At 30.3% G+C, this 20,134-nt stretch carries 14 protein-coding genes; 11 read left to right on the plus strand and 3 right to left on the minus strand.

What is annotated here, in order from left to right; translation table 11 throughout:
- Positions 1 to 38: 38 nt before the first annotated feature.
- A complete protein-coding gene (locus tag BTO07_RS13580; RefSeq protein WP_087521745.1) occupies positions 39 to 866 on the minus strand; it encodes a universal stress protein in 828 nt (275 codons plus the stop codon).
- A gap of 174 nt (positions 867 to 1,040) precedes the next feature.
- Between BTO07_RS13580 and rimP the strand changes: the two genes are divergently transcribed.
- The 11 genes from rimP to BTO07_RS13635 all read left to right on the plus strand — a co-directional run bounded on the left by rimP (position 1,041) and on the right by BTO07_RS13635 (position 15,026).
- The gene (gene rimP / locus BTO07_RS13585; protein ID WP_087521746.1) at positions 1,041 to 1,502 is read left to right on the plus strand and encodes a ribosome assembly cofactor RimP; all 462 of its coding nucleotides are present in this window, start codon (positions 1,041 to 1,043) and stop codon (positions 1,500 to 1,502) included.
- 12 nt (positions 1,503 to 1,514) lie between these two features.
- The gene (nusA, locus tag BTO07_RS13590; RefSeq protein ID WP_087521747.1) at positions 1,515 to 2,771 is read left to right on the plus strand and encodes a transcription termination factor NusA; all 1,257 of its coding nucleotides are present in this window, start codon (positions 1,515 to 1,517) and stop codon (positions 2,769 to 2,771) included.
- Between the two features lie 60 nt (positions 2,772 to 2,831).
- Positions 2,832 to 5,705, plus strand: a complete 2,874-nt coding sequence (infB, locus tag BTO07_RS13595; protein ID WP_087521748.1) for a translation initiation factor IF-2 — start codon at positions 2,832 to 2,834, stop codon at positions 5,703 to 5,705.
- A gap of 215 nt (positions 5,706 to 5,920) precedes the next feature.
- A complete protein-coding gene (locus BTO07_RS13600; protein ID WP_087521749.1) occupies positions 5,921 to 6,454 on the plus strand; it encodes a DUF2911 domain-containing protein in 534 nt (177 codons plus the stop codon).
- Between the two features lie 156 nt (positions 6,455 to 6,610).
- Positions 6,611 to 7,030: a hypothetical protein gene (locus BTO07_RS13605; RefSeq protein ID WP_087521750.1), complete on the plus strand. Its 420-nt coding sequence runs from the start codon at positions 6,611 to 6,613 to the stop codon at positions 7,028 to 7,030.
- Positions 7,031 to 7,079: 49 nt separating this feature from the next.
- A complete protein-coding gene (locus tag BTO07_RS13610) occupies positions 7,080 to 7,700 on the plus strand; it encodes a hypothetical protein (protein ID WP_157663353.1) in 621 nt (206 codons plus the stop codon).
- 128 nt (positions 7,701 to 7,828) lie between these two features.
- Complete coding sequence (locus BTO07_RS13615) at positions 7,829 to 11,188, plus strand: leucine--tRNA ligase (protein ID WP_087521752.1); 3,360 nt, start codon at positions 7,829 to 7,831, stop codon at positions 11,186 to 11,188.
- A 171-nt stretch (positions 11,189 to 11,359) separates the two neighbouring features.
- Positions 11,360 to 11,617 (plus strand): SemiSWEET family sugar transporter, encoded by a 258-nt coding sequence (locus tag BTO07_RS13620; RefSeq protein ID WP_335682120.1) that lies wholly within the window; start codon positions 11,360 to 11,362, stop codon positions 11,615 to 11,617.
- 78 nt (positions 11,618 to 11,695) lie between these two features.
- Positions 11,696 to 12,784: a HesA/MoeB/ThiF family protein gene (locus BTO07_RS13625; protein ID WP_087521753.1), complete on the plus strand. Its 1,089-nt coding sequence runs from the start codon at positions 11,696 to 11,698 to the stop codon at positions 12,782 to 12,784.
- Position 12,785: 1 nt separating this feature from the next.
- Positions 12,786 to 13,265, plus strand: coding sequence for a hypothetical protein (locus BTO07_RS13630; RefSeq protein WP_087521754.1), 480 nt, complete (start codon positions 12,786 to 12,788; stop codon positions 13,263 to 13,265).
- A 3-nt stretch (positions 13,266 to 13,268) separates the two neighbouring features.
- Positions 13,269 to 15,026: a MutS-related protein gene (locus tag BTO07_RS13635; protein ID WP_087521755.1), complete on the plus strand. Its 1,758-nt coding sequence runs from the start codon at positions 13,269 to 13,271 to the stop codon at positions 15,024 to 15,026.
- A 405-nt stretch (positions 15,027 to 15,431) separates the two neighbouring features.
- On the opposite strand, the gene BTO07_RS13640 is transcribed toward BTO07_RS13635, so the two are convergent.
- The gene (locus tag BTO07_RS13640) at positions 15,432 to 16,403 is read right to left on the minus strand and encodes an IS110 family transposase (protein ID WP_087519519.1); all 972 of its coding nucleotides are present in this window, start codon (positions 16,401 to 16,403) and stop codon (positions 15,432 to 15,434) included.
- Between the two features lie 340 nt (positions 16,404 to 16,743).
- Positions 16,744 to 20,073 carry a transcription-repair coupling factor gene (mfd, locus tag BTO07_RS13645; RefSeq protein ID WP_087521756.1) on the minus strand — a complete coding sequence of 1,110 codons (3,330 nt, stop codon included), beginning with the start codon at positions 20,071 to 20,073 and terminating at the stop codon, positions 16,744 to 16,746.
- Between the last annotated feature and the right edge of the window lie 61 nt (positions 20,074 to 20,134).

Raw genomic sequence — 20,134 nt, forward strand, 5'->3', positions numbered from 1 at the left:
CAATATTGATATTATATAATCAATAATTACCTAAGTCGTTAAACCTTAATGGTTAGCATGGGTTTTAGTGCGTTTTTAGATAAGTTTTTGGTAACACTGCCTGTAAATAAATGTGCTAAACCAGTTCTTCCATGAGTGCTTAAAGCAATTAAATCTGCATTAATATCTTTAGAAAAATTTAAAATACCTTTTTCTACTGAAACATCACTATACACGTTTATTTTGTGTTTGGGTAGATTAAAACCTGAGATAAAATCTTTTACTTTTTGTTTTGCTTCAGCAGTTGACTGAAAGTTAGCGGGAGTATTTACTTTTAATAAATGAATTTTACTTTTAAAAGTATTTGCGAAATCGACAAATTTACCAAATACTTCTTTGTTTTCTTCCTTAAAGTTAGAAGCGAAAACTAAGGTTTCTAATTTAAAATTTTTGCTATCTTGTTTTACGACAATTACAGGTCTTTTAGAACTTCGTACTATTTTTTCGGTATTAGATCCAATGATCATTTCTTCAAGTTCAGAATGACCTTTAAACCCCATTATTATTAAATCTGCATCAATTTTATCTGCATATTTTTGTATTCCATCAAAAGGGTTGTTTAGTTTTATAAAGTACTCTACATTAATATCTTTACTAAATAAAGTATCTTTAAAATTCAATATTTTTTCTCTAATTTTTCTTAAATATAACATGCTTTCAGGAATGCTGAATTTACTACTTGCTGTCATGTCTATTACTCCTTTTGGGAGTTCAATTAAGTGAATAAGATAAACTGTTGCGTTTGTTTTTTTAGCAATTTTTGCTGCTATTTTACAAGCGTATTCAGATGTTTTTGAAAAGTCTGTAGGAACTAAAATCGATTTCATCTTACAAAAATTTAAAGGTTAATATCAATGTATCTAAAGTTACGAAAAATATTTGACTTGAACTTAGTTTGGTAAATCCCAAACATTTAGTATCTTTGCAGCGAAATTTACAGTAAATGAAGAAGGAAGGGGACTAAGAGTCCCCTCTTTTTATACTTTATTTTAAGATTAAAAATGGACCAAACAAAGGTAAGAGATTTAGTAGATGAAGCACTAGCACTGAATGAATCGTTGTATTTGATAGATTTCGTAATATCAGAAAACAATAAGATTCAGATAACAGTAGATGGTGATAATGGAGTTCCATTAAGTGAATGTATAAGAATTAGTAGAAGCGTAGATAATAATTTTGATAGAGAAGAAGAAGATTTCTCGTTAGAAGTTTCTACACCTGATATTGCACATCCATTAAAAGTAAATAGACAATATATTAAAAACATCAACAGAATACTTAAAGTGAAAACTTCGGTAGAAGAATTTGAAGGGACTTTAGTAGAAGCAGATGAAGATAAAATTGTTTTAAATTGGAAGGCTAGAGAGCCAAAACCAATAGGGAAAGGAAAAGTTACTGTAAGTAAAGCAGCAACTATAGCCTATAAAGATATTATAGAAGCAAAAGTGAAGATTGTATTTTAAGTAAAAAATGTAATGGAGAATATAGCATTAATTGATTCGTTTTCAGAATTTAAAGATAACAAGAGTATAGACAGAGTAACATTGATGTCTATTTTAGAAGAGGTTTTTAGAGCTACCTTAAAACGTAAGTTTGGGTCTGATGATAATTTTGATATTATTATTAATCCTGATAAGGGAGATTTAGAGATTTGGAGAAATAGAATTGTTGTTGCAGATGGTTTTTCTGAAGATGATAATGAAGAAATAGAATTAGCAGAAGCAAGATTAATTGAGCCAGATTTTGAAATTGGTGAAGATGTATCTGAAGAAGTTAAGTTAATTGATTTAGGAAGAAGAGCTATTTTGGCATTACGTCAGAACTTAATTTCTAAAATTTACGAACACGATAGTACAAATATCTTTAAGCAATTTAAAGAATTAGAAGGCGAGTTATATAGTGCAGAAGTGCATCACATTCGTCACAATGCAATTATTCTATTAGATGATGATGGAAATGAAATTGTATTACCTAAGAGTGAACAAATAAGGTCAGACTTTTTTAGAAAAGGAGATTCTGTTAGAGGTGTTATAAAAACAGTAGAATTAAGAGGTAATAAACCTGCAATTATATTGTCTAGAACATCTCCATTGTTTTTAAATAAATTATTCGAGCAAGAAATTCCAGAAGTTTTTGACGGTTTAATTACTGTAGAAGGAGTTGCAAGAATACCAGGTGAAAAAGCAAAAGTAGCGGTAGATTCTTATGATGATAGAATCGATCCTGTTGGAGCTTGTGTAGGAGTAAAAGGTTCAAGAATTCACGGTATAGTTCGTGAGTTAGGGAATGAGAATATAGATGTTATTAACTATACCAAGAACGAACAATTATTCATTTCAAGAGCATTGAGTCCTGCAAAAGTGACGTCAATGGAAATTGAAATGTATGATGAAGAGAAAAATGGTAAAAAAGGACGCGTAAAAGTTCTTTTAAAACCAGAAGAAGTTTCTAAAGCAATTGGTAGAGGTGGTGTAAATATTCGTTTAGCGAGTGAGTTAACAGGTTACGAAATAGACGTTCAAAGAGAAGGTTTGGAGGAAGAAGATGTTGAGTTAACAGAATTTACTGACGAAATTGAAGATTGGGTTATTACTGAATTCAAAAAGATTGGTTTAGATACTGCAAGAAGCGTATTAGAAACTAGTGTTGCTGAGTTGGTGAAAAGAACCGATTTAGAGGAAGAAACAATTATGGATGTTCAGAGAGTTCTTAAAGAAGAATTTGAAGACTAAGTATAGTATAGAAGTAAAGTAAAAATTATATTTTTACAAGTATAAAGTTAAAAAGAATATATGTCTGTAGGCAAAACAATGAGGCTTAATAAAGTTTTAAGAGAGTTAAATATTTCTCTTGATAGAGCAGTCGAATATTTAGCGGATAAAGGTCACGAAATAGAAGCGAGACCTACCACTAAAATTCCGGGTGATGTTTATCAAGTTTTACTTGATGGCTTTGAAACAGATGCTAACAAGAAAGCGGCATCTAAAGAAGTTGGAGAGGAAAAACGTAAAGAGAAAGAAGCAATTCGTTTAGATCTAGAAGCTAAGTTAGAGAAAAAAAGAGCGGAAGAGGTTAAGAAGGAAGAGGTTTTAAAAGCCAAAGCAGATAAATTAGAACTTAAAACTGTAGGTAAGATTGATATTGATAATATCGGTAAAAAACCTGTAGTTAAAGTTGAAGAGGTAAAAGAAGAACCTAAAAAGGTTGTTGTTGCCCCTAAAGCTGAAGAACCTAAAATTGAAGAAGCTAAAGCTGAAGAGCCTAAAGTGGAAAAATCAGTTGAAGAGAAAGCAGTTGTTGAAACTCCGGTTGTTGAAGTACCAGTTGTTGAAAAATCAAAAGCTGCAAAGCCAGAAGTTAAGAAATCTGTTTCTGAAATTGAAAAAGAAGTTTCTAAGGTTGGAGATAAACCTAAGAGTAAAAAAGAAGCTTTAAGAGCAGAGGAAAAAGCTGAAGATGTTACGCCAGAAAATGCGGAAGCTATCAAAACTCAGTATAAAAAACTAGACGGCCCAAACTTTACAGGTAAGAAAATTGATTTAAAACAATTTGAGAGACCAAAGAAAAAGAAGCCAGAAGTTAAAAAAGACGCAAACGCAGATAAAAAGAAACGTAAGCGAATTGTAACTAAAGCAGGAGCGCCAGGTTCTGCAACAGCTAGACCTGTTAGGCCAGCACAAAACAGAGGTGGAAGTGGTAGGCCTCCATTTAATAGAGGTGGAAGAGGTGCTGCAAGACCAGCAGCAGTTAAGAAAGAAGAACCAACAGAAGCAGAAATTCAAAAGCAAGTTAGAGAAACGCTTGAGAAACTTCAAGGGAAATCTTCTAGAGGAAAAGGTGCAAAATACCGTAGAAATAAAAGAGATGCGCATAGAGAACATTCTGATGCAGAATTAGAAGCTCAAGCATTAGATAATAAAATATTAAAAGTAACAGAGTTCGTTACTGTAAGTGAAGTTGCTACAATGATGGAGGTTCCAGTAACCAACATTATTTCTGCATGTATGTCTTTAGGAATGATGGTTACAATGAATCAGCGTTTAGATGCTGAGACATTAGTAATTGTTGCTGAAGAATTCAATCATAAAGTAGAGTTTATAGGAGCTGAAGTAGAAGAGTCTATAGAAGAAGTTATTGATAAACCAGAAGATTTAGTAACTCGTGCACCAATTATTACGGTAATGGGTCACGTAGATCATGGTAAAACTTCTTTATTAGATTATATTAGAAAAGCAAATGTAATCGAAGGTGAAAGTGGAGGTATTACACAACACATTGGAGCATATTCAGTAAATGTTGGAGATCAAAAAATAGCATTTTTAGATACACCTGGTCACGAGGCCTTTACAGCAATGAGAGCACGTGGTGCGCAAGTAACGGATTTAGTAATTATTGTAGCTGCAGCAGATGATGATGTAATGCCACAAACAAAAGAAGCTATTTCTCACGCACAAGCGGCAGGAGTTCCAATCATATTTGCTATCAATAAAATTGATAAGCCAAATGCGAATCCAGATAATGTGAAAACACAATTATCTCAAATGAATTTGTTGATTGAAGAATGGGGTGGAAACATTCAGTCTCAAGATATATCAGCAAAAATTGGAACAGGAGTTCCTGAATTATTAGAAAAAGTTTTATTAGAAGCTGAAATTTTAGAATTGAAAGCGAATCCTAATAAAAATGCAGTTGGAGCAGTAGTTGAAGCTTCACTAGATAAAGGTAGAGGATATGTTTCTACGATATTAGTACAAGCTGGAACTTTAAAAATTGGAGATTACTTGTTAGCAGGTAAACACAGTGGTAAAGTAAGAGCAATGTTTGATGACCAAGGAACTAATTTAAAAGAAGCTGGACCATCAACACCAGTATCAATCTTAGGATTAGACGGAGCGCCACAAGCAGGAGATAAATTTGTTGTCTTTGACGATGAAAGAGAAGCGAAACAAATTGCTTCTAAGAGATCTCAATTACAACGTGAGCAATCTGTAAGAACTCAGAAAACATTAACGTTAGATGAAATCGGACGTAGAATTGCGTTAGGAGACTTTAAAGAATTAAACATTATCTTAAAAGGAGATGTAGATGGTTCTGTAGAAGCTTTAACAGATTCTTTCCAGAAATTATCTACCGAAGAAATTCAAGTTAATATTTTACATAAAGGTGTTGGAGCCATTACAGAAAGTGATGTGTTATTAGCAACAGCTTCAGATGCAATTATTATTGGGTTTAATGTACGTCCGCAAGGAAATGCAAGAGCAATAGCAGATAGAGAAGAAGTAGATATTAGAACATACTCTATTATTTATGCAGCTATCAATGACTTAAAAGACGCCATGGAAGGAATGTTATCTCCAGAAATGAAAGAAGAAGTTAGTGGTAATGTAGAAATTAGAGAAGTTTATAAAATATCTAAAGTTGGTAACATTGCAGGTTGTATGGTAATGTCTGGTAAAATCTTTAGAGATTCTAAAATTAGAATTATTAGAGATGGAATTGTAGTTCATGATGGAGTTTTAACATCGTTAAAACGTTTTAAAGATGATGTTAGAGAAGTTGGTAAAGGGTTCGATTGTGGACTTCAACTTAAAAACTACAACGACATTGAAGAAGGTGATGTAATTGAAGCTTATAAAGAAGTAGCAGTTAAGAAGAAATTGAAATAGTAATTTCAAAACTTATATACTAAGTCGAGATTTCAGCATGCTGAAATCTCGACTTTTTTTATGCGCTTTATTTAAAATATTCAATAATTGATATAGAGAAGTCTTTATGGTTTTTATCAAAATGAAATATTAACACAAAATTAGTAATAGCAATTGTAAGGTTTCCTTTTTTTGAAAGACTTGACTATTATTCAATCAATATAAACATATAAACAATGAAAAAATCTATTTTAGCAATTGCTATTTTTGCAATCACATTAATTAGTTCAACAGAAGTAACAGGTCAAGAATTTAAAGACTTAGATAAAAGTCCAATGGATGCAGCATCATATCCAAGTAGTTATAAAATTTCTGACAAAGTTGTAAAAGTAACTTACGGAAGACCACAATTAAAAGGAAGAGCATTAAGTAAATTAGCCCCAGTTGATAAAGTTTGGAGAACTGGTGCAAATGAAGCTGCAGAAATTACATTTTATAAAGATGTAACTTTCGGTGGTAAAGCTGTAAAAGCAGGAACTTATTCTTTATTTACAATACCAAAAACAGAAGGAGATTGGACAGTTATTTTAAGTACAGCGAAGAATGTTTGGGGTTCTTATTATTATAAAGAAAACCAAGACGTTGTTAGAGTTTCAGGAACAGTTTCTACATCAGAAAAAAGTATAGAAGCATTTTCTATGCTATTTGCTGATGATATGACATTAAAAATGGGTTGGGCAAATACAGTAGTTTCTGTATCTATCAAATAATTTTATTTTCAATAATTTTTAAAACCATCTAATTTTTAGATGGTTTTTTTCCTTTTTAAAGGTGTTTTTCACCCTTTTAATAAAGTTTTATTTCGAAAAAGCCTTTCATATGCTTTATTTGTATGAAATAAAATAATAACCATTAAGTTAAAAATTATGAAAACTATCTTAAACAAAATATTCTTTTTTATCACTTTAGTAAGTACAATAGCATTTACAAATTGTAATAACTCAGATGATAATTCTCTAGAATTAAACATTCAAAACAAAGTAAAGTTGTTAGAAAGTAGTGAATGGCTATTAAAAGGTTTTGAAGACAGAGTAATGCATACATTTGTTGCAGGCGAAAGACTTACATATTATGGTACTGATAATGAATTTACAGATGAAGCGATTCCTGGAACACAAGTTTATACAGTTAGTGGAGAACTTTTAACGTTAGATTTTAATTTTGGTAACGTAGCTACTTATGAAATAAGGTTTTCTTGCGACAATACTATTGTAGAATTTTTAAAAGATGAAGAAGTAAATACTACACTTTACAAAAGAAACTCAAATTATAAAGACTGTTTGTAAGCAGTATTTTAAAAAGTATAGATCCTATTTTTCTGTTTTTAATTCAAAAATGATGTTCAATAATTATAAAAAGTTAATTAAATACCTTTTTTTAACGCCACTTTTAATGGCTTTTCAATGTGATGATGAGTTAATATCTACAATCGAATACAATACATACAGTATTAAGATAACACCAAAAAAAACATTTTCTTTAAACGATACTATTTGGGTAGAAGGTAGAATTTCTGCAAAAGCTTTTGATACAGCAATTAATGACTCTATCTTTAATGATAACAATCAAGCCAACTCATTTTATATATCTAAATTTATAACACCAACAGAGCATTCAAATGCCAAAGATGCAATTGATAGTTTTGAATTAATTTACGAAGTTGGTGAGTTTTCTTTTCTTGGAATTTGCGAAAATTCAAAATTATTTGCGGATGCTATTTTAGATAAAGATCAATTATTTTATACTTACAAATTAGGCTTAAAACCAAAATTCACAGGAGATTTTGTTATTAGTGGTTTAGATGGTGAAATTCAAAATGTAGAAAGAAACTTATCTATTTCAGAAGCATATCCAATAGATAGACATCCAAAACAAATAGGGTTTCTAAATTGTGAAGCTGTTTCTTGGTTATATATAGAAGAATCTACAAGAGAATTTCTATTTAAAGTAGAGTAGAAATTCATGTTTTTTTTAAAGACCTCATCAATTTTAATACTCAATTAAAATAGATAAGGTCTTTGTTGTTTATAAATAAGACTCTTTTGTAGAATAAACGTAAATTTGCACCCTTAAAAGCAGAAAAAATGCAATATAATCACCTAGATATAGAAAAGAAATGGCAGAAATTTTGGGCAGAAAACCAAACTTTCAAAGCCAGTAATGAATCGGAGAAGCCTAAATATTATGTGTTAGATATGTTTCCTTATCCTTCAGGAGCAGGTTTACATGTTGGGCATCCTTTAGGATATATCGCAAGTGATATTTATGCACGTTACAAGCGTCATAAAGGTTTTAATGTTTTGCATCCTCAAGGGTACGATTCTTTCGGTTTACCGGCAGAACAATATGCAATTCAAACAGGACAACATCCAGCAAAAACAACGGAAGAAAATGTTGCAACTTACAGAAGACAATTAGATAATATTGGTTTTTCTTTTGATTGGAGCAGAGAAGTGAGAACTTCAAGTCCTGAGTATTATAAATGGACTCAGTGGATTTTTATTCAACTTTTTGATTCTTGGTATAATAAAGACACAGACAAAGCAGAAGATGTTTCTACGTTGATTAAAATCTTTAAAAAAGAAGGAAATGCGACTGTAAATGCAGTTGCAGATGAAGAAATTACTATTTTTTCTGCAGATGAATGGAAAGCTTTTTCGAAAGTAGAACAAGAAGAAATTTTATTACAATACCGTTTAACATTTTTGTCTGATACAGAAGTAAACTGGTGTCCTGCTTTAGGAACCGTTTTAGCAAATGACGAAATTGTAAACGGAGTTTCAGAAAGAGGAAGTCATCCTGTTATTCGTAAAAAAATGACACAATGGTCTATGCGAATTTCTGCTTATGCACAACGTTTGTTAGATGGATTAGAAAAAATCGATTGGCCACAACCTTTAAAAGACTCTCAAACCAATTGGATTGGACGTTCTCAAGGAGCAATGGTTTCTTTTAATGTTGATAATGGTGCTGAAAAATCATCTTCTGAAGTAAAATTAACTTATAAAGAACTAGAAGCTTTAAAAGAATTACGTCAGAATTTATCAAAAGCAGAATCAAGGCTTTGGGATGAATTAAAGAATAAAAAAGGAGCATCAAAATTTAGAAAAAAGTACACAATTGGTACATTTTTAGTAGATTATGTATGTATCTCAAAAAATATAATTGTTGAATTTTCTGGTAAAGAAGATGAAGCAGCAAGAACTGAATTTTTCAATAATGAAGGTTTTAATGTAATCCGTTTTACAAACGAAGAAGTAATTGAAAATGTACTTGGCGTAGTTTCTAAAATTAATTCAGCAATTCAATTTCCAAAAGCAATTGAAAAAACTGAGAAAAAAGAAGTTGCAGTTAAAGAAGAAAATCAATATAAAATTGATGTCTTTACAACAAGACCAGATACAATTTACGGTGTAAGTTTTATGACATTAGCTCCAGAACATGAGTTGGTTTCTAAAATTACAACAGATGCTCAAAAATCTGAAGTTGAAGCTTATATTACTGCAACAGCAAAACGTTCTGAACGTGATAGAATGGCAGATGTAAAAACCATTTCTGGTGCTTTTACAGGCGCGTATGCAATTCACCCTTTTTCTGGTGAAAAAGTACAAATCTGGATTGGAGATTACGTTTTAGCAAATTATGGAACGGGTGCAGTTATGGCAGTTCCTTGTGGAGATCAACGTGATTATGACTTTGCAAAACATTTTGGAATTCCGATTCCGAATATTTTTGAAGGTGTAGATATTTCTGAAGCTGCACATACAGGTAAAGACGGAACAAAAATTGCAAATTCTGACTTTTTATCAGGATTAAAATACAAGAAAGCACTAAAACTGGCCATTTTTGAAATGGAGAAACGTGGTTTTGGTTATGGAAAAATAAACTACAGATTGCGTGATGCGGTTTTTAGCAGACAACGTTATTGGGGAGAACCATTTCCTGTATACTATAAGGATGGAATGCCACAAATGATTGATGCAGAACACTTGCCAATTGTGTTGCCAGAAGTTGAAAAATACTTGCCAACTGAAGATGGAAAACCACCTTTAGGGAACGCAACAGAATGGGCTTGGGATTCTAGAGGAAAGAAAGTTGTTTCTAACGATAAGTTAAAAAACAAAACGGTTTATCCTTTAGAATTAAACACAATGCCTGGTTGGGCAGGAAGTTCTTGGTATTTTAATAGATATATGGATGCAACAAATTCTAACGAATTTGCAAGCAAAGAATCTTTAGAATATTGGAAAGAAGTAGATTTATATATCGGAGGATCTGAACATGCGACAGGACATTTATTGTACGCGCGTTTTTGGCAAAAATTCTTATTCGATAAAGGAATTGTACCTGTAGATGAGTTTGCTAAAAAGTTGATTAATCAAGGAATGATTTTAGGAACTTCTGCATTTGTTTATAAAGCAACTCCTTTTGTAAAAAATGGTTGTGGTTGTTCTGACGAAAAATCTAATGATGATGTTATAGCGAAGATACCTACAGTAATAGTTTCGAAAAATTTATTTAATTCTGATGATGAATTTGAAACAGTGGTTAAAAATTACTTATTAGATAATAAGTTTTTAGATCCTAATTTTGCAGATTTAGTAATGATTACAAAAACTGCTTTACATGCTGATGTTTCTTTGGTGAATGCTTCTGATGAATTAGATGTTGATGGATTTAAGAATCATGCTTTAAATAGCGATTATAAAAATGCCGAATTTATTTTAGAAGACGGAGTTTATAAAGTAGGGCGTGAAGTAGAAAAAATGTCTAAATCTAAATATAATGTTGTAAACCCTGATGCTATTTGTGAAGAATATGGAGCAGATAGTTTACGATTATTCGAAATGTTTTTAGGCCCTTTAGAACAAGCGAAGCCTTGGAAAACTTCTGGTATTTCTGGAGTTTCATCATTCTTAAAGAAATTATGGAAATTATATTTTAATGGAGAAACGTTTGAGGTTTCAGACGCAGAACCAACAAAAGACGAATTAAAAACTTTACATAAAACAATTAAAAAAGTAGAAGAAGATATTGAGAATTTCTCATTTAACACATCGGTTTCTACATTTATGATTGCAGTAAACGAATTAACTGCTTTAAAATGTAACAAACGTGCAATTTTAGAGCCTTTAGCAACTTTAGTATCTCCTTATGCTCCTCATATTGCAGAAGAATTATGGAGTTTACTAGGTCATAAAGAAAGTATTTCTACAGCTGGTTTCCCAGTTTTTGAGGCAAGTCACTTGGTAGAAAGTGCTAAGAATTATCCTATTTCTTTTAATGGAAAAATGCGTTTTACATTAGAACTTCCTTTAGATTTATCGAAAGAAGAAATAGAAAAGACAGTAATGGAAAATGAAAAGACAATTGCTCAATTAGAAGGTAAATCTCCTAAAAAAGTAATTATTGTTCCTGGTAAAATTATAAACATCGTAATCTAGTATACTTAGTGTGCTTTTCTTTGTAAATAAAAAGTTATCAAATCTGTCATTTCGAAATGAGCCTTTTTAGGCGATTGAGAAATCTCATTAATTATAAGTTTTTATAGATTCTTAATTCTTTCCCTTTGTAGAAAAGAATTAAGAATCTAATTAAGTAAAAAATATAAAATAGTGATTGATTTTAATGAAATTATTGGTTTAGTTGCAGCTGTTCTTACAACCGCATCATTTTTGCCACAAGTTTTTAAAACATATAAAACAAAAGATACATCTGGACTTTCATTAACCATGTACATTGTCTTTTTTATTGGAGTTGTTTTATGGTCAGTTTATGGTATTTATATAAACAGTTTATCAATAATTTTAGCGAATTCGATTACTGCAATTTTAGCTTTATATTTAATTTTTATGAAGTTAAAATATAAATAAGAAAATAGATCTCAGATATAATTAAAAGTCATTGCAATTTTGCAATGGCTTTTTTTATTTAACTATCTTGTCAGCTGAATGAGTGTAACAAAAAATCAACTTTTTAAACGTCAAATTACTTTATCTGAGATAGGTGAAGTCGGGCAACAAAAACTACAAGACGCATCTGTTTTAGTTGTTGGTTGTGGAGGCTTAGGAAGTCCGATTGCTGTATACTTAGCTTCAAGTGGGATAGGAAAAATTCATTTAGTAGATTTTGATACTGTAGATGTTTCTAATTTACACAGGCAAGTTTTTTATAGTTTAGATGATGTTGGCAAATCTAAAGCAGCAGTTTTATCAGAATTTATAAAAAAAAGAGCAGCTTTTACAGACGTTAGTTTTACCAATAAACCAATAACAAAAGAAAACGTATTTGACCTGATTTCTGAATTTGATATTATTGTTGATGGTACAGATTCTTTACCTACAAAATACTTATTGAATGATGCTTGTGTGATTGAAAACAAACCATTGGTTTATGGATCTTTGTATAAGTTTGATGGTTATGTTGCAAGTTTTAATGTTTTGCAAAATGATGGAAGTTATTCAGCTAATTTAAGAGACGCTTTTCCAGAAATGGCAACAGATGTACCTAATTGCTCAGAAGCTGGTACAATGAACTCTATTGTTGGTATGATTGCCACGCAACAAGTAAACGAAGTTTTAAAGTTGATAACAGGAATTGGAAAACCGTTAGCAAATGAATTATTGATTTACAATTCGCTTCAAAATACACAGTTAAAGATGAAGTTAAAACCAACAGTTTTAAAAGATAAGATTGCAAAATTATTTAAAATACAAACCTATTTTGATGCTGCTTGTGCTACTCAAAATTCAGATTGGCAAATATCTTCAGCTGCATTAAAAGAGCAATTGTCACTTCGAGCGCAGTCGAGAAGTTTAGAAATTATTGCTGTTTTACCAAATTTAAAATTACCTTTTAAGGTAAATCAAACAATTCCTATTCAACAATTTGATGTCGATAAAATTAAAGTAGATTTGACCAAAACTTATGTAATGGTTTGTCAAAGAGGTTTTAATAGTTACAAAGCAACAAAAATGTTGAAAGCAAAATATCCAGAGTTAAATGTTTTAAGTTTAACTGGAGGGATTTCAGGTTATTAAAATGAAAAGAAAAGGTGTTTTGAAAATCGTTTCTGAAAAACGAGCTTGGTATGAGAGACTTTTAGCTGCTGTTTTTTATTCAGTTGCAGTTTATGTAATTTTCTTGTTTTATTTAAATAACTCAGTTTCTTTTTCAGAAAAATACTATATCAAAAGCTTTCGAATTTTATCATCGCTAATTATTGTGATTAGTTTCGGAATTCGATTTTCTTATGTGGTTAATCATCATTTTGATTTTGCTTTAATGAAGTATAGAGTTTATTTGTCTGTTGGACCTTTTGGGGTTGGAAAATGGCAAGATATCAAGAAATTAGACAGAGTTTCTACTTTTCTAAATTTACGAGAAGAATGCGAAGTTAATATTTGGGATATAAGAAACAAAAGATATAAGATTGCTGTTTTTGAAGAAATAGATAATGCGGTTGATTACGGTAGAGATTTAGCCAAAAACTTAGAAATTAAATTTTTAGAAAGAAATTAAAGAATGAAAAATCCTTTCGATTTTTATAGTAAAGAAAAGTCAGAATTAGAAATAGAAGCAAAGCAATTAAAACGTAAATCTGTAAACTTAAGTATTTTTAGGTTTGGGGTATTTTTAACGACTTGTTTTTTAATGTATCTGACTTTTGGTAGTTATCCCGATGTTTTTATAATTGCCTTTTTAGGTATTTTATTATTTAGTTTTTTAGTTGTAAAACATGTTAGTTTACAAAGAGAAAGAGCAATCGTAACCTCTAAAATTAACATTAATAAAACAGAACTGAAAGTTTTACAAAGAGACTTTCATCACTTAGAATCAGGAGAAGAATTTGTAAACCCTACTCATTATTATAGTAATGATATTGATTTGTTTGGTGTAGGTTCTTTTTTTCAGTTTGCAAACAGAACTGTTACTCTTGAAGGTAAAAAACTACTTGCAAATGCATTCACAGAAAATAGTACAGATGGAATTGTAGAAAAACAAAATACCATTAAAGAATTAGCAGCTAAAGTTAAGTGGAGACAACATTTTTCTGCTTTAGCGAGTTTAATTACCACAAAAGATACTTCAGGTTTTATTACAGATTGGGTACATAATTATACTCCAGTTTTATCTAAAATTCAAATCTTATTTTCTCTTATTTCTTTAACTTTAATTGGTTTGGTTTCCTTTGGAATTATTCCGTTTTCAATTATACTAATTTGGTTTTTTATAGGGCTTTTTGTTACGGGAAGGTTTTTGAAGAAAACCAATAACTTATATTCAGATACTGATAAAGTAAGAGAAACATTTAAGCAATATCATGTTTTGTTAAATGAAATCGAGAATGAAAATTTTTCATCCAAAACTCTAAAAGAAAAACAAGGAATTATCAATTCTGAAACCAAAAAAGCATCAGTTATTTTTAAAGAGTTTTCTAGGGTTTTAGATGCGTTCGATCAACGAAATAATATTTTAATTGCAGTTGTTGGAAATGGACTTTTTCTAATTGATATTTTTAATGCTTGCAAGGTTGAAAAATGGATTGTTCAATATAAACATACTGTAGATAAATGGTTTTCTGTGGTTGCTTTTTTTGATGCTCAAAACTCGTTAGCAAATTTTCATTTTAATCATACAGCTTTTGTTTTTCCTGAAATTACAGATCAAAAAGGAATTATCAAATCGACTAATTTAGGACATCCTTTATTAAAGGTTGATAAAAGAATTGATAATGATTTTACCATTTATAAAGAGCAGTTTTTTATTGTTACTGGTGCAAATATGGCAGGGAAAAGTACTTTTTTAAGAACCATTTCTTTGTCTATTGTGATGGCGAATTGTGGTTTGCCTGTGTGTGCAGAAAGTTTTAAATATTCGCCAATAAAACTGATTACAAGTATGCGAACTACAGATTCTTTAACAGAAGATGAGTCGTATTTTTATTCTGAATTAAAGCGTCTAAAATTTATTGTTGATGAAATTAAAACAACAGATTATTTTATCATTTTAGATGAAATTTTAAAGGGAACAAATAGTAAAGACAAGGCAATTGGTTCTAAAAAGTTTGTAGAGAAATTAACGAAATCGAAATCTACAGGAATCATTGCAACGCATGATGTGAGTTTATGTGAATTAGAAAACGAATTTTCAGATATCAAAAATTACTATTTTGATGCAGAAATTATAGACGATGAATTGCATTTCGATTACACGCTTAAAAACGGAATTTGTAAAAATATGAATGCTTCTTTTTTGTTGAAGAAAATGGAAATTGTCTAGAAGCTATTTCCTGCTTTCGCTACTCGCTTTTTTTAGTTGTGTTCTCGATACAAATTTTCAAAAAAGAAAATTCACTCGAACTGACAACTAAAAAAGAGCTCAAACAAACCGCTCAATCAGGGCTAAACTTGTTTGCTAGCGATTGTTCTTTTTTAAAATAATAAGTATTTCTATTTGTCATTCCTGCGAAGGCAGGAATCCATAAGTAAGCTTGTTTATAATCCTTAATAACTCAACGATTAAAGTAATAAGCAAACAAGTCTAACCTTTTATGTTCTTTTTAAATTAACGTCATTAATATGAACGAAGTATTCTATTTTTAATATGAGATTGCCACAGTTTACAAAAAAGTAAACTTCGCAATGATCTGTGTTAAAAAACTATTATTTATTGTTAAAATTTCTTTTATTTCAGAAAATATAAGTTTTGATGATTTTCATTGTAAATTTGTTTGTTAGTCGCAATAGAAAAAATTTGCTTTATTAATTTATTAGCTATTGCAATTTTAATTACTCTCTCGGGTTTTCCTTTTTCTTTAAGTCGTTCATACATTTCGATACAATTTTTATTTACTCTTTTTGCAGACCAACTACATAAATACAAAAGTTTTCTAATTTGAGGTTTGCCCATTTTACAAATATGTCCTTTACCTTTTACACTTGTTCCTGATTGATATAGCCTTGGACTAAATCCTACAAAAGCAGTCAGTTGTTTATAGTTATCAAATTTTGTGAAATTATCTGTAATAACACTCATCATAATAGCCGTTTTTAGCCCGATTCCTGGTATCGTTTTTATTCTTTCAACCGTGTCTTTATAAGCTAATCTTCCTATTTGCTCTATCTTTTTTTCAAACTTATCAATACGTCTTATTAATAATATTAGTACTTGTTTTAATTCTTTTCTAAGATCCGAACTCAACAAACCTGTTGCTTCAAAGGATTCTAATTGTCTTTTTGTTTGATGTTTTTGTTTTTTTAGTAATTCTAAAGCTGTGTAAAGTTGTTTAATTTCTATACTAGGTTTACTCTCTGGACACCATCTTTTTAACTCATATTGAGCACCATATTCGGCAATTGTCTTTGCGTCTTTTTTATCTGTTTTTGCTCTATATAATCTTGTTTGACTATATCTTCTAATTATCAAAGGATTTAATACACATACATTAAAACTAGATGCATGTAAAAAAGTTGCTAACTGAACATAATAAGGACCACTAGCCTCCATTACAATCCAGTCTGATGCACTAATCAATTTAATAAATTGCTCAAAACCTGTATTTTGATTCTTAAAAATTTTGTGAATCCATTTATCTTTTTCTAAATAAGAAACATCAAAGGTTTGCTTACTAATATCAATTCCTATAATTTTACTCATATCAAATGTTTTTATAGAAAAATTACTACATTTACTTATCAATCCTAAATACAGACTTGATGGTCTAATGATCTGTTCAAGTTTATGTAGTAAGGGGTAAAGTGATTAGCATTGCGAACGGTCTTTAATGACAAATGACGGACTATAATCTTTTCCTTTACCCTTACTTTTCTTGTTAAATATTAAATCTAATTTAAGCTTTTTAAAAACAGATCCTTATTTTTACAAACATAGGATGACAGAAGTTTCCAAACAAGTTTAGCCCTGATTGAAACGGCATCCTTTTTATTTTTCATAAAAAGATACAGTGGAAAGCAGGAAATAGCTTCTAAAAATTAATTTAAATCTTCGTTAAAATATCTAAGGCAGTTTTTACGCTATCAATTCGAATAAAAGTAACTAATAAACGCAAACCGTTTTTGCTTTCTTTCTCTTTCATAACACAGCTTTTTCCATTTTTCTGAACGTATTCTAACATTCTAGTAAACGCTTCTGTATGGTAAAAATCACTTTGTTGATTGGCAACAAAATAACCCATCATTCTTTTTTGCTTTAAAATAACTTTCTCTAAACCGAGTTCTTTTGCCAACCATTTTATACGAACAGAATTTAATAAATCTTCTACTTGTGTAGGGATTTCGCCAAAACGATCTATAATTTCAGTTTCGAAAACTAGTAATTCTTCTTCCGTTTTTAGCTCGCCTAATTTGTTGTATAGACTCAATCTTTCTGTAATTGAATTGATATAATCATCTGGAAATAAAATTTCGAAATCAGTATCAATAGTTACGTCTTTTACATACTCTTTTGGCTTAGAATCGTCTGTAGGATATAATTCTTTAAATTCGTTTTCTTTAAGCTCGTCAATTGCTTCTTGTAGTATTTTTTGATATGTATCAAACCCAATATCATTGATAAATCCACTTTGTTCACCACCCAATAAATCTCCTGCTCCACGAATTTCTAAATCTTTCATGGCAATATTAATTCCGCTTCCTAAATCTGAAAATAAAACCAATGCTTCGATACGTTTTCTGGCATCATCGGTCATCATATGATAAGGAGGCGTTATAAAATAACAGAACGCTTTTTTGTTAGAACGACCAACTCTACCACGCATTTGGTGTAAATCTGAAAGTCCGAAATTATTGGCGTTATTAATAAAAATAGTGTTGGCATTTGGTACATCTAAACCACTTTCTATAATTGTTGTAGAAACTAAAACATCGAATTCGCCACTCATAAAACTGAGCATTAATCCTTCTAACTTTTTACCTTCCATTTGTCCGTGACCAATGGCAACTTTAGCGGAAGGAACCAACCTCTGTATTAAACCAGCAACTTCTTTAATGTTTTCTATTCTATTATGAATAAAGAAAACCTGACCTCCTCTGGAAATTTCGTAAGAAATAGCATCTCTTATTATTTCTTCAGAAAAACGAATTACATTACTATCTATTGGATGCCTGTTTGGTGGTGGCGTTTTTATAACAGATAAATCTCTTGCCGCCATTAAACTGAATTGTAACGTTCTTGGAATTGGAGTTGCAGTTAGCGTTAATGTATCTACATTTTCTTTTAGTGTTTTTAACTTGTCTTTTACAGCAACACCAAATTTTTGCTCTTCATCAATAATTAATAAACCTAAATCTTTAAATTTTAAACGTTGATTAGTTAATTGATGTGTTCCAATAATAATATCTACAGAACCATCATTTACACCATTTATGGCTTCCGTTTTTTGTTTTGCAGTTCTAAAGCGATTTAAATAATCGATTCTAACAGGAAAATCTTTTAATCTTTCTGTAAAGGTTTTGTAATGTTGAAAGGCAAGAATTGTTGTAGGTACTAAAATTGCGACTTGTTTTCCATTATCTACTGCTTTAAAAGCAGCTCTTACAGCAACTTCTGTTTTACCAAAACCAACATCACCACAAACCAATCGATCCATTGGTTGTTCTTTTTCCATATCATTTTTTACATCTTGAGTAGATGTAAATTGATCTGGCGTATCTTCATACATAAAACTACCTTCTAACTCATGTTGAATGTGAGTATCTGGACCAAAAGCGAATCCTTTTTGTAGTTTTCTTTTTGCATATAATTGAATTAAATTAAATGCAATATGTTTAACTCTGGCTTTTGTTTTTTGTTTGATTTTTTTCCAAGCTCCAGAACCTAATTTGTATATTTTAGGTGCTTTTCCGTCTTTTCCATTAAATTTAGAAATCTTGTGAAGCGAGTGAATGCTTACGTATAAAATATCTCTTTCTCCATAAACAAGTTTTATTGCTTCTTGCTTATTTCCTTGAACATCAATTTTCTGCAAACCACCAAACTTTCCAATTCCATGATCCATATGTGTTACATAATCGCCAATTTCTAGTTTGGTTAATTCTTGAATTGTGATTGCTTGTTTTTTAGCGTACCCATTTTTTAATCTGAATTTATGGTAACGTTCAAAAATTTCATGATCTGTATAACAAACTAATCGATTATCGACATCTACAAAACCTTTGTACAAAGAAAAAACAACAGTTTCATAATGAACTTCTTGTTCAGCATCATCGAAAATATCGTGAAAACGTTTTGCTTGTTGCTCATTTGCACAAAAAATATAATTGGTAAATCTTCCTTTATGATATTCTTCTAAGTTTTCAATTAATAAATTGAATTGCTTGTTAAAAGAAGGTTGTGCAATGGTATTGAATTCAATTTTTTGGTTTTCTGATTTTTGATTTCCAAAATTAACCAAGGTAAAATCTTGTAATTGTTTTTTAATAAAATCTCCATTACAAAATAATTCTTCTGGTTTTGCGTGTTTTATTTCTTTGGATAAATCTTTAAAAGCTTCTTTAGATTTCTCAAAGAAAGTATCTAAATTACCAACTAATAAATCGATATTCTTCGTAAAAATGACTGTTTTTGAAGAAATATATTTTAGAAAACTTTCTCTATTTTCTTCTAATGTTTTGTTTTCAACATTAGGCATTATAGAAACTTTCTTCAGTTTTTCTTTAGATAACTGTGTTTCTACATCAAAAGAACGAATACTATCTATTTCATCACCAAAAAATTCAATTCTGTAAGGTTCGTCATTAGAAAAAGAAAAAACATCTATAATTCCTCCACGTACAGAGAAATCTCCAGGCTCTGTAACAAAATCTACGCGTTTAAATTTGTATTCGAATAAAACTTCGTTTACAAAATCGAGCGATAAACTTTCGCCAACCGTAACTTTTAAGGTGTTCTTTTCTAATTCTTTTTTGGTAACTACTTTTTCAAATAAAGCAGTTGGGTAAGTAACTATTACTGCAGGTTTTTTACGAGAGTTAATTCTATTTAAAACTTCAGAACGTAATAAAACATTTGCATTATCAGTTTCTTCAATTTGATAAGGTCTTCTGTATGAGCCAGGGTAAAATAGTACATTTTTTTCGCCTAATAATTGCTCTAAATCATTTAAGTAATAAGCAGCTTCTTCTTTATCATTAAAGATTAAAAGATAGGGTTTGTCTGCTTTTTTGAAACTTTCTGATATAACAAAAGACAACGAAGAGCCGACCAAATTCGATATTTGAAAATGGTTTTTGTCTTGTTGAAGTGCTTTAATTATCTGCGAAACATTCGCAGAATTTTGATATTGATTTACAATGTTCTGGGTACTCAACCTGAAATATTTTGTTCAAAGATATTAATTTGATTTTGTTATTTATAAAATGTTTGGAATA

The organism is Polaribacter sp. SA4-12, assembly GCF_002163675.1.
Lineage (GTDB): Bacteria > Bacteroidota > Bacteroidia > Flavobacteriales > Flavobacteriaceae > Polaribacter.

Bases quoted from the DNA above. Each gene is read 5' to 3' on its own strand.
- nusA (WP_087521747.1), top strand. From the start codon at position 1,515: ATGGAGAATATAGCATTAATTGATTCGTTTTCAGAATTTAAAGATAAC.
- BTO07_RS13615 (WP_087521752.1), top strand. From the start codon at position 7,829: ATGCAATATAATCACCTAGATATAGAAAAGAAATGGCAGAAATTTTGG.
- BTO07_RS13625 (WP_087521753.1), top strand. From the start codon at position 11,696: ATGAGTGTAACAAAAAATCAACTTTTTAAACGTCAAATTACTTTATCT.
- BTO07_RS13635 (WP_087521755.1), top strand. From the start codon at position 13,269: ATGAAAAATCCTTTCGATTTTTATAGTAAAGAAAAGTCAGAATTAGAA.
- BTO07_RS13630 (WP_087521754.1), top strand. From the start codon at position 12,786: ATGAAAAGAAAAGGTGTTTTGAAAATCGTTTCTGAAAAACGAGCTTGG.
- BTO07_RS13605 (WP_087521750.1), top strand. From the start codon at position 6,611: ATGAAAACTATCTTAAACAAAATATTCTTTTTTATCACTTTAGTAAGT.
- BTO07_RS13600 (WP_087521749.1), top strand. From the start codon at position 5,921: ATGAAAAAATCTATTTTAGCAATTGCTATTTTTGCAATCACATTAATT.
- BTO07_RS13610 (WP_157663353.1), top strand. From the start codon at position 7,080: ATGATGTTCAATAATTATAAAAAGTTAATTAAATACCTTTTTTTAACG.
- BTO07_RS13580 (WP_087521745.1), bottom strand. From the start codon at position 866: ATGAAATCGATTTTAGTTCCTACAGACTTTTCAAAAACATCTGAATAC.
- BTO07_RS13640 (WP_087519519.1), bottom strand. From the start codon at position 16,403: ATGAGTAAAATTATAGGAATTGATATTAGTAAGCAAACCTTTGATGTT.
- rimP (WP_087521746.1), top strand. From the start codon at position 1,041: ATGGACCAAACAAAGGTAAGAGATTTAGTAGATGAAGCACTAGCACTG.
- infB (WP_087521748.1), top strand. From the start codon at position 2,832: ATGTCTGTAGGCAAAACAATGAGGCTTAATAAAGTTTTAAGAGAGTTA.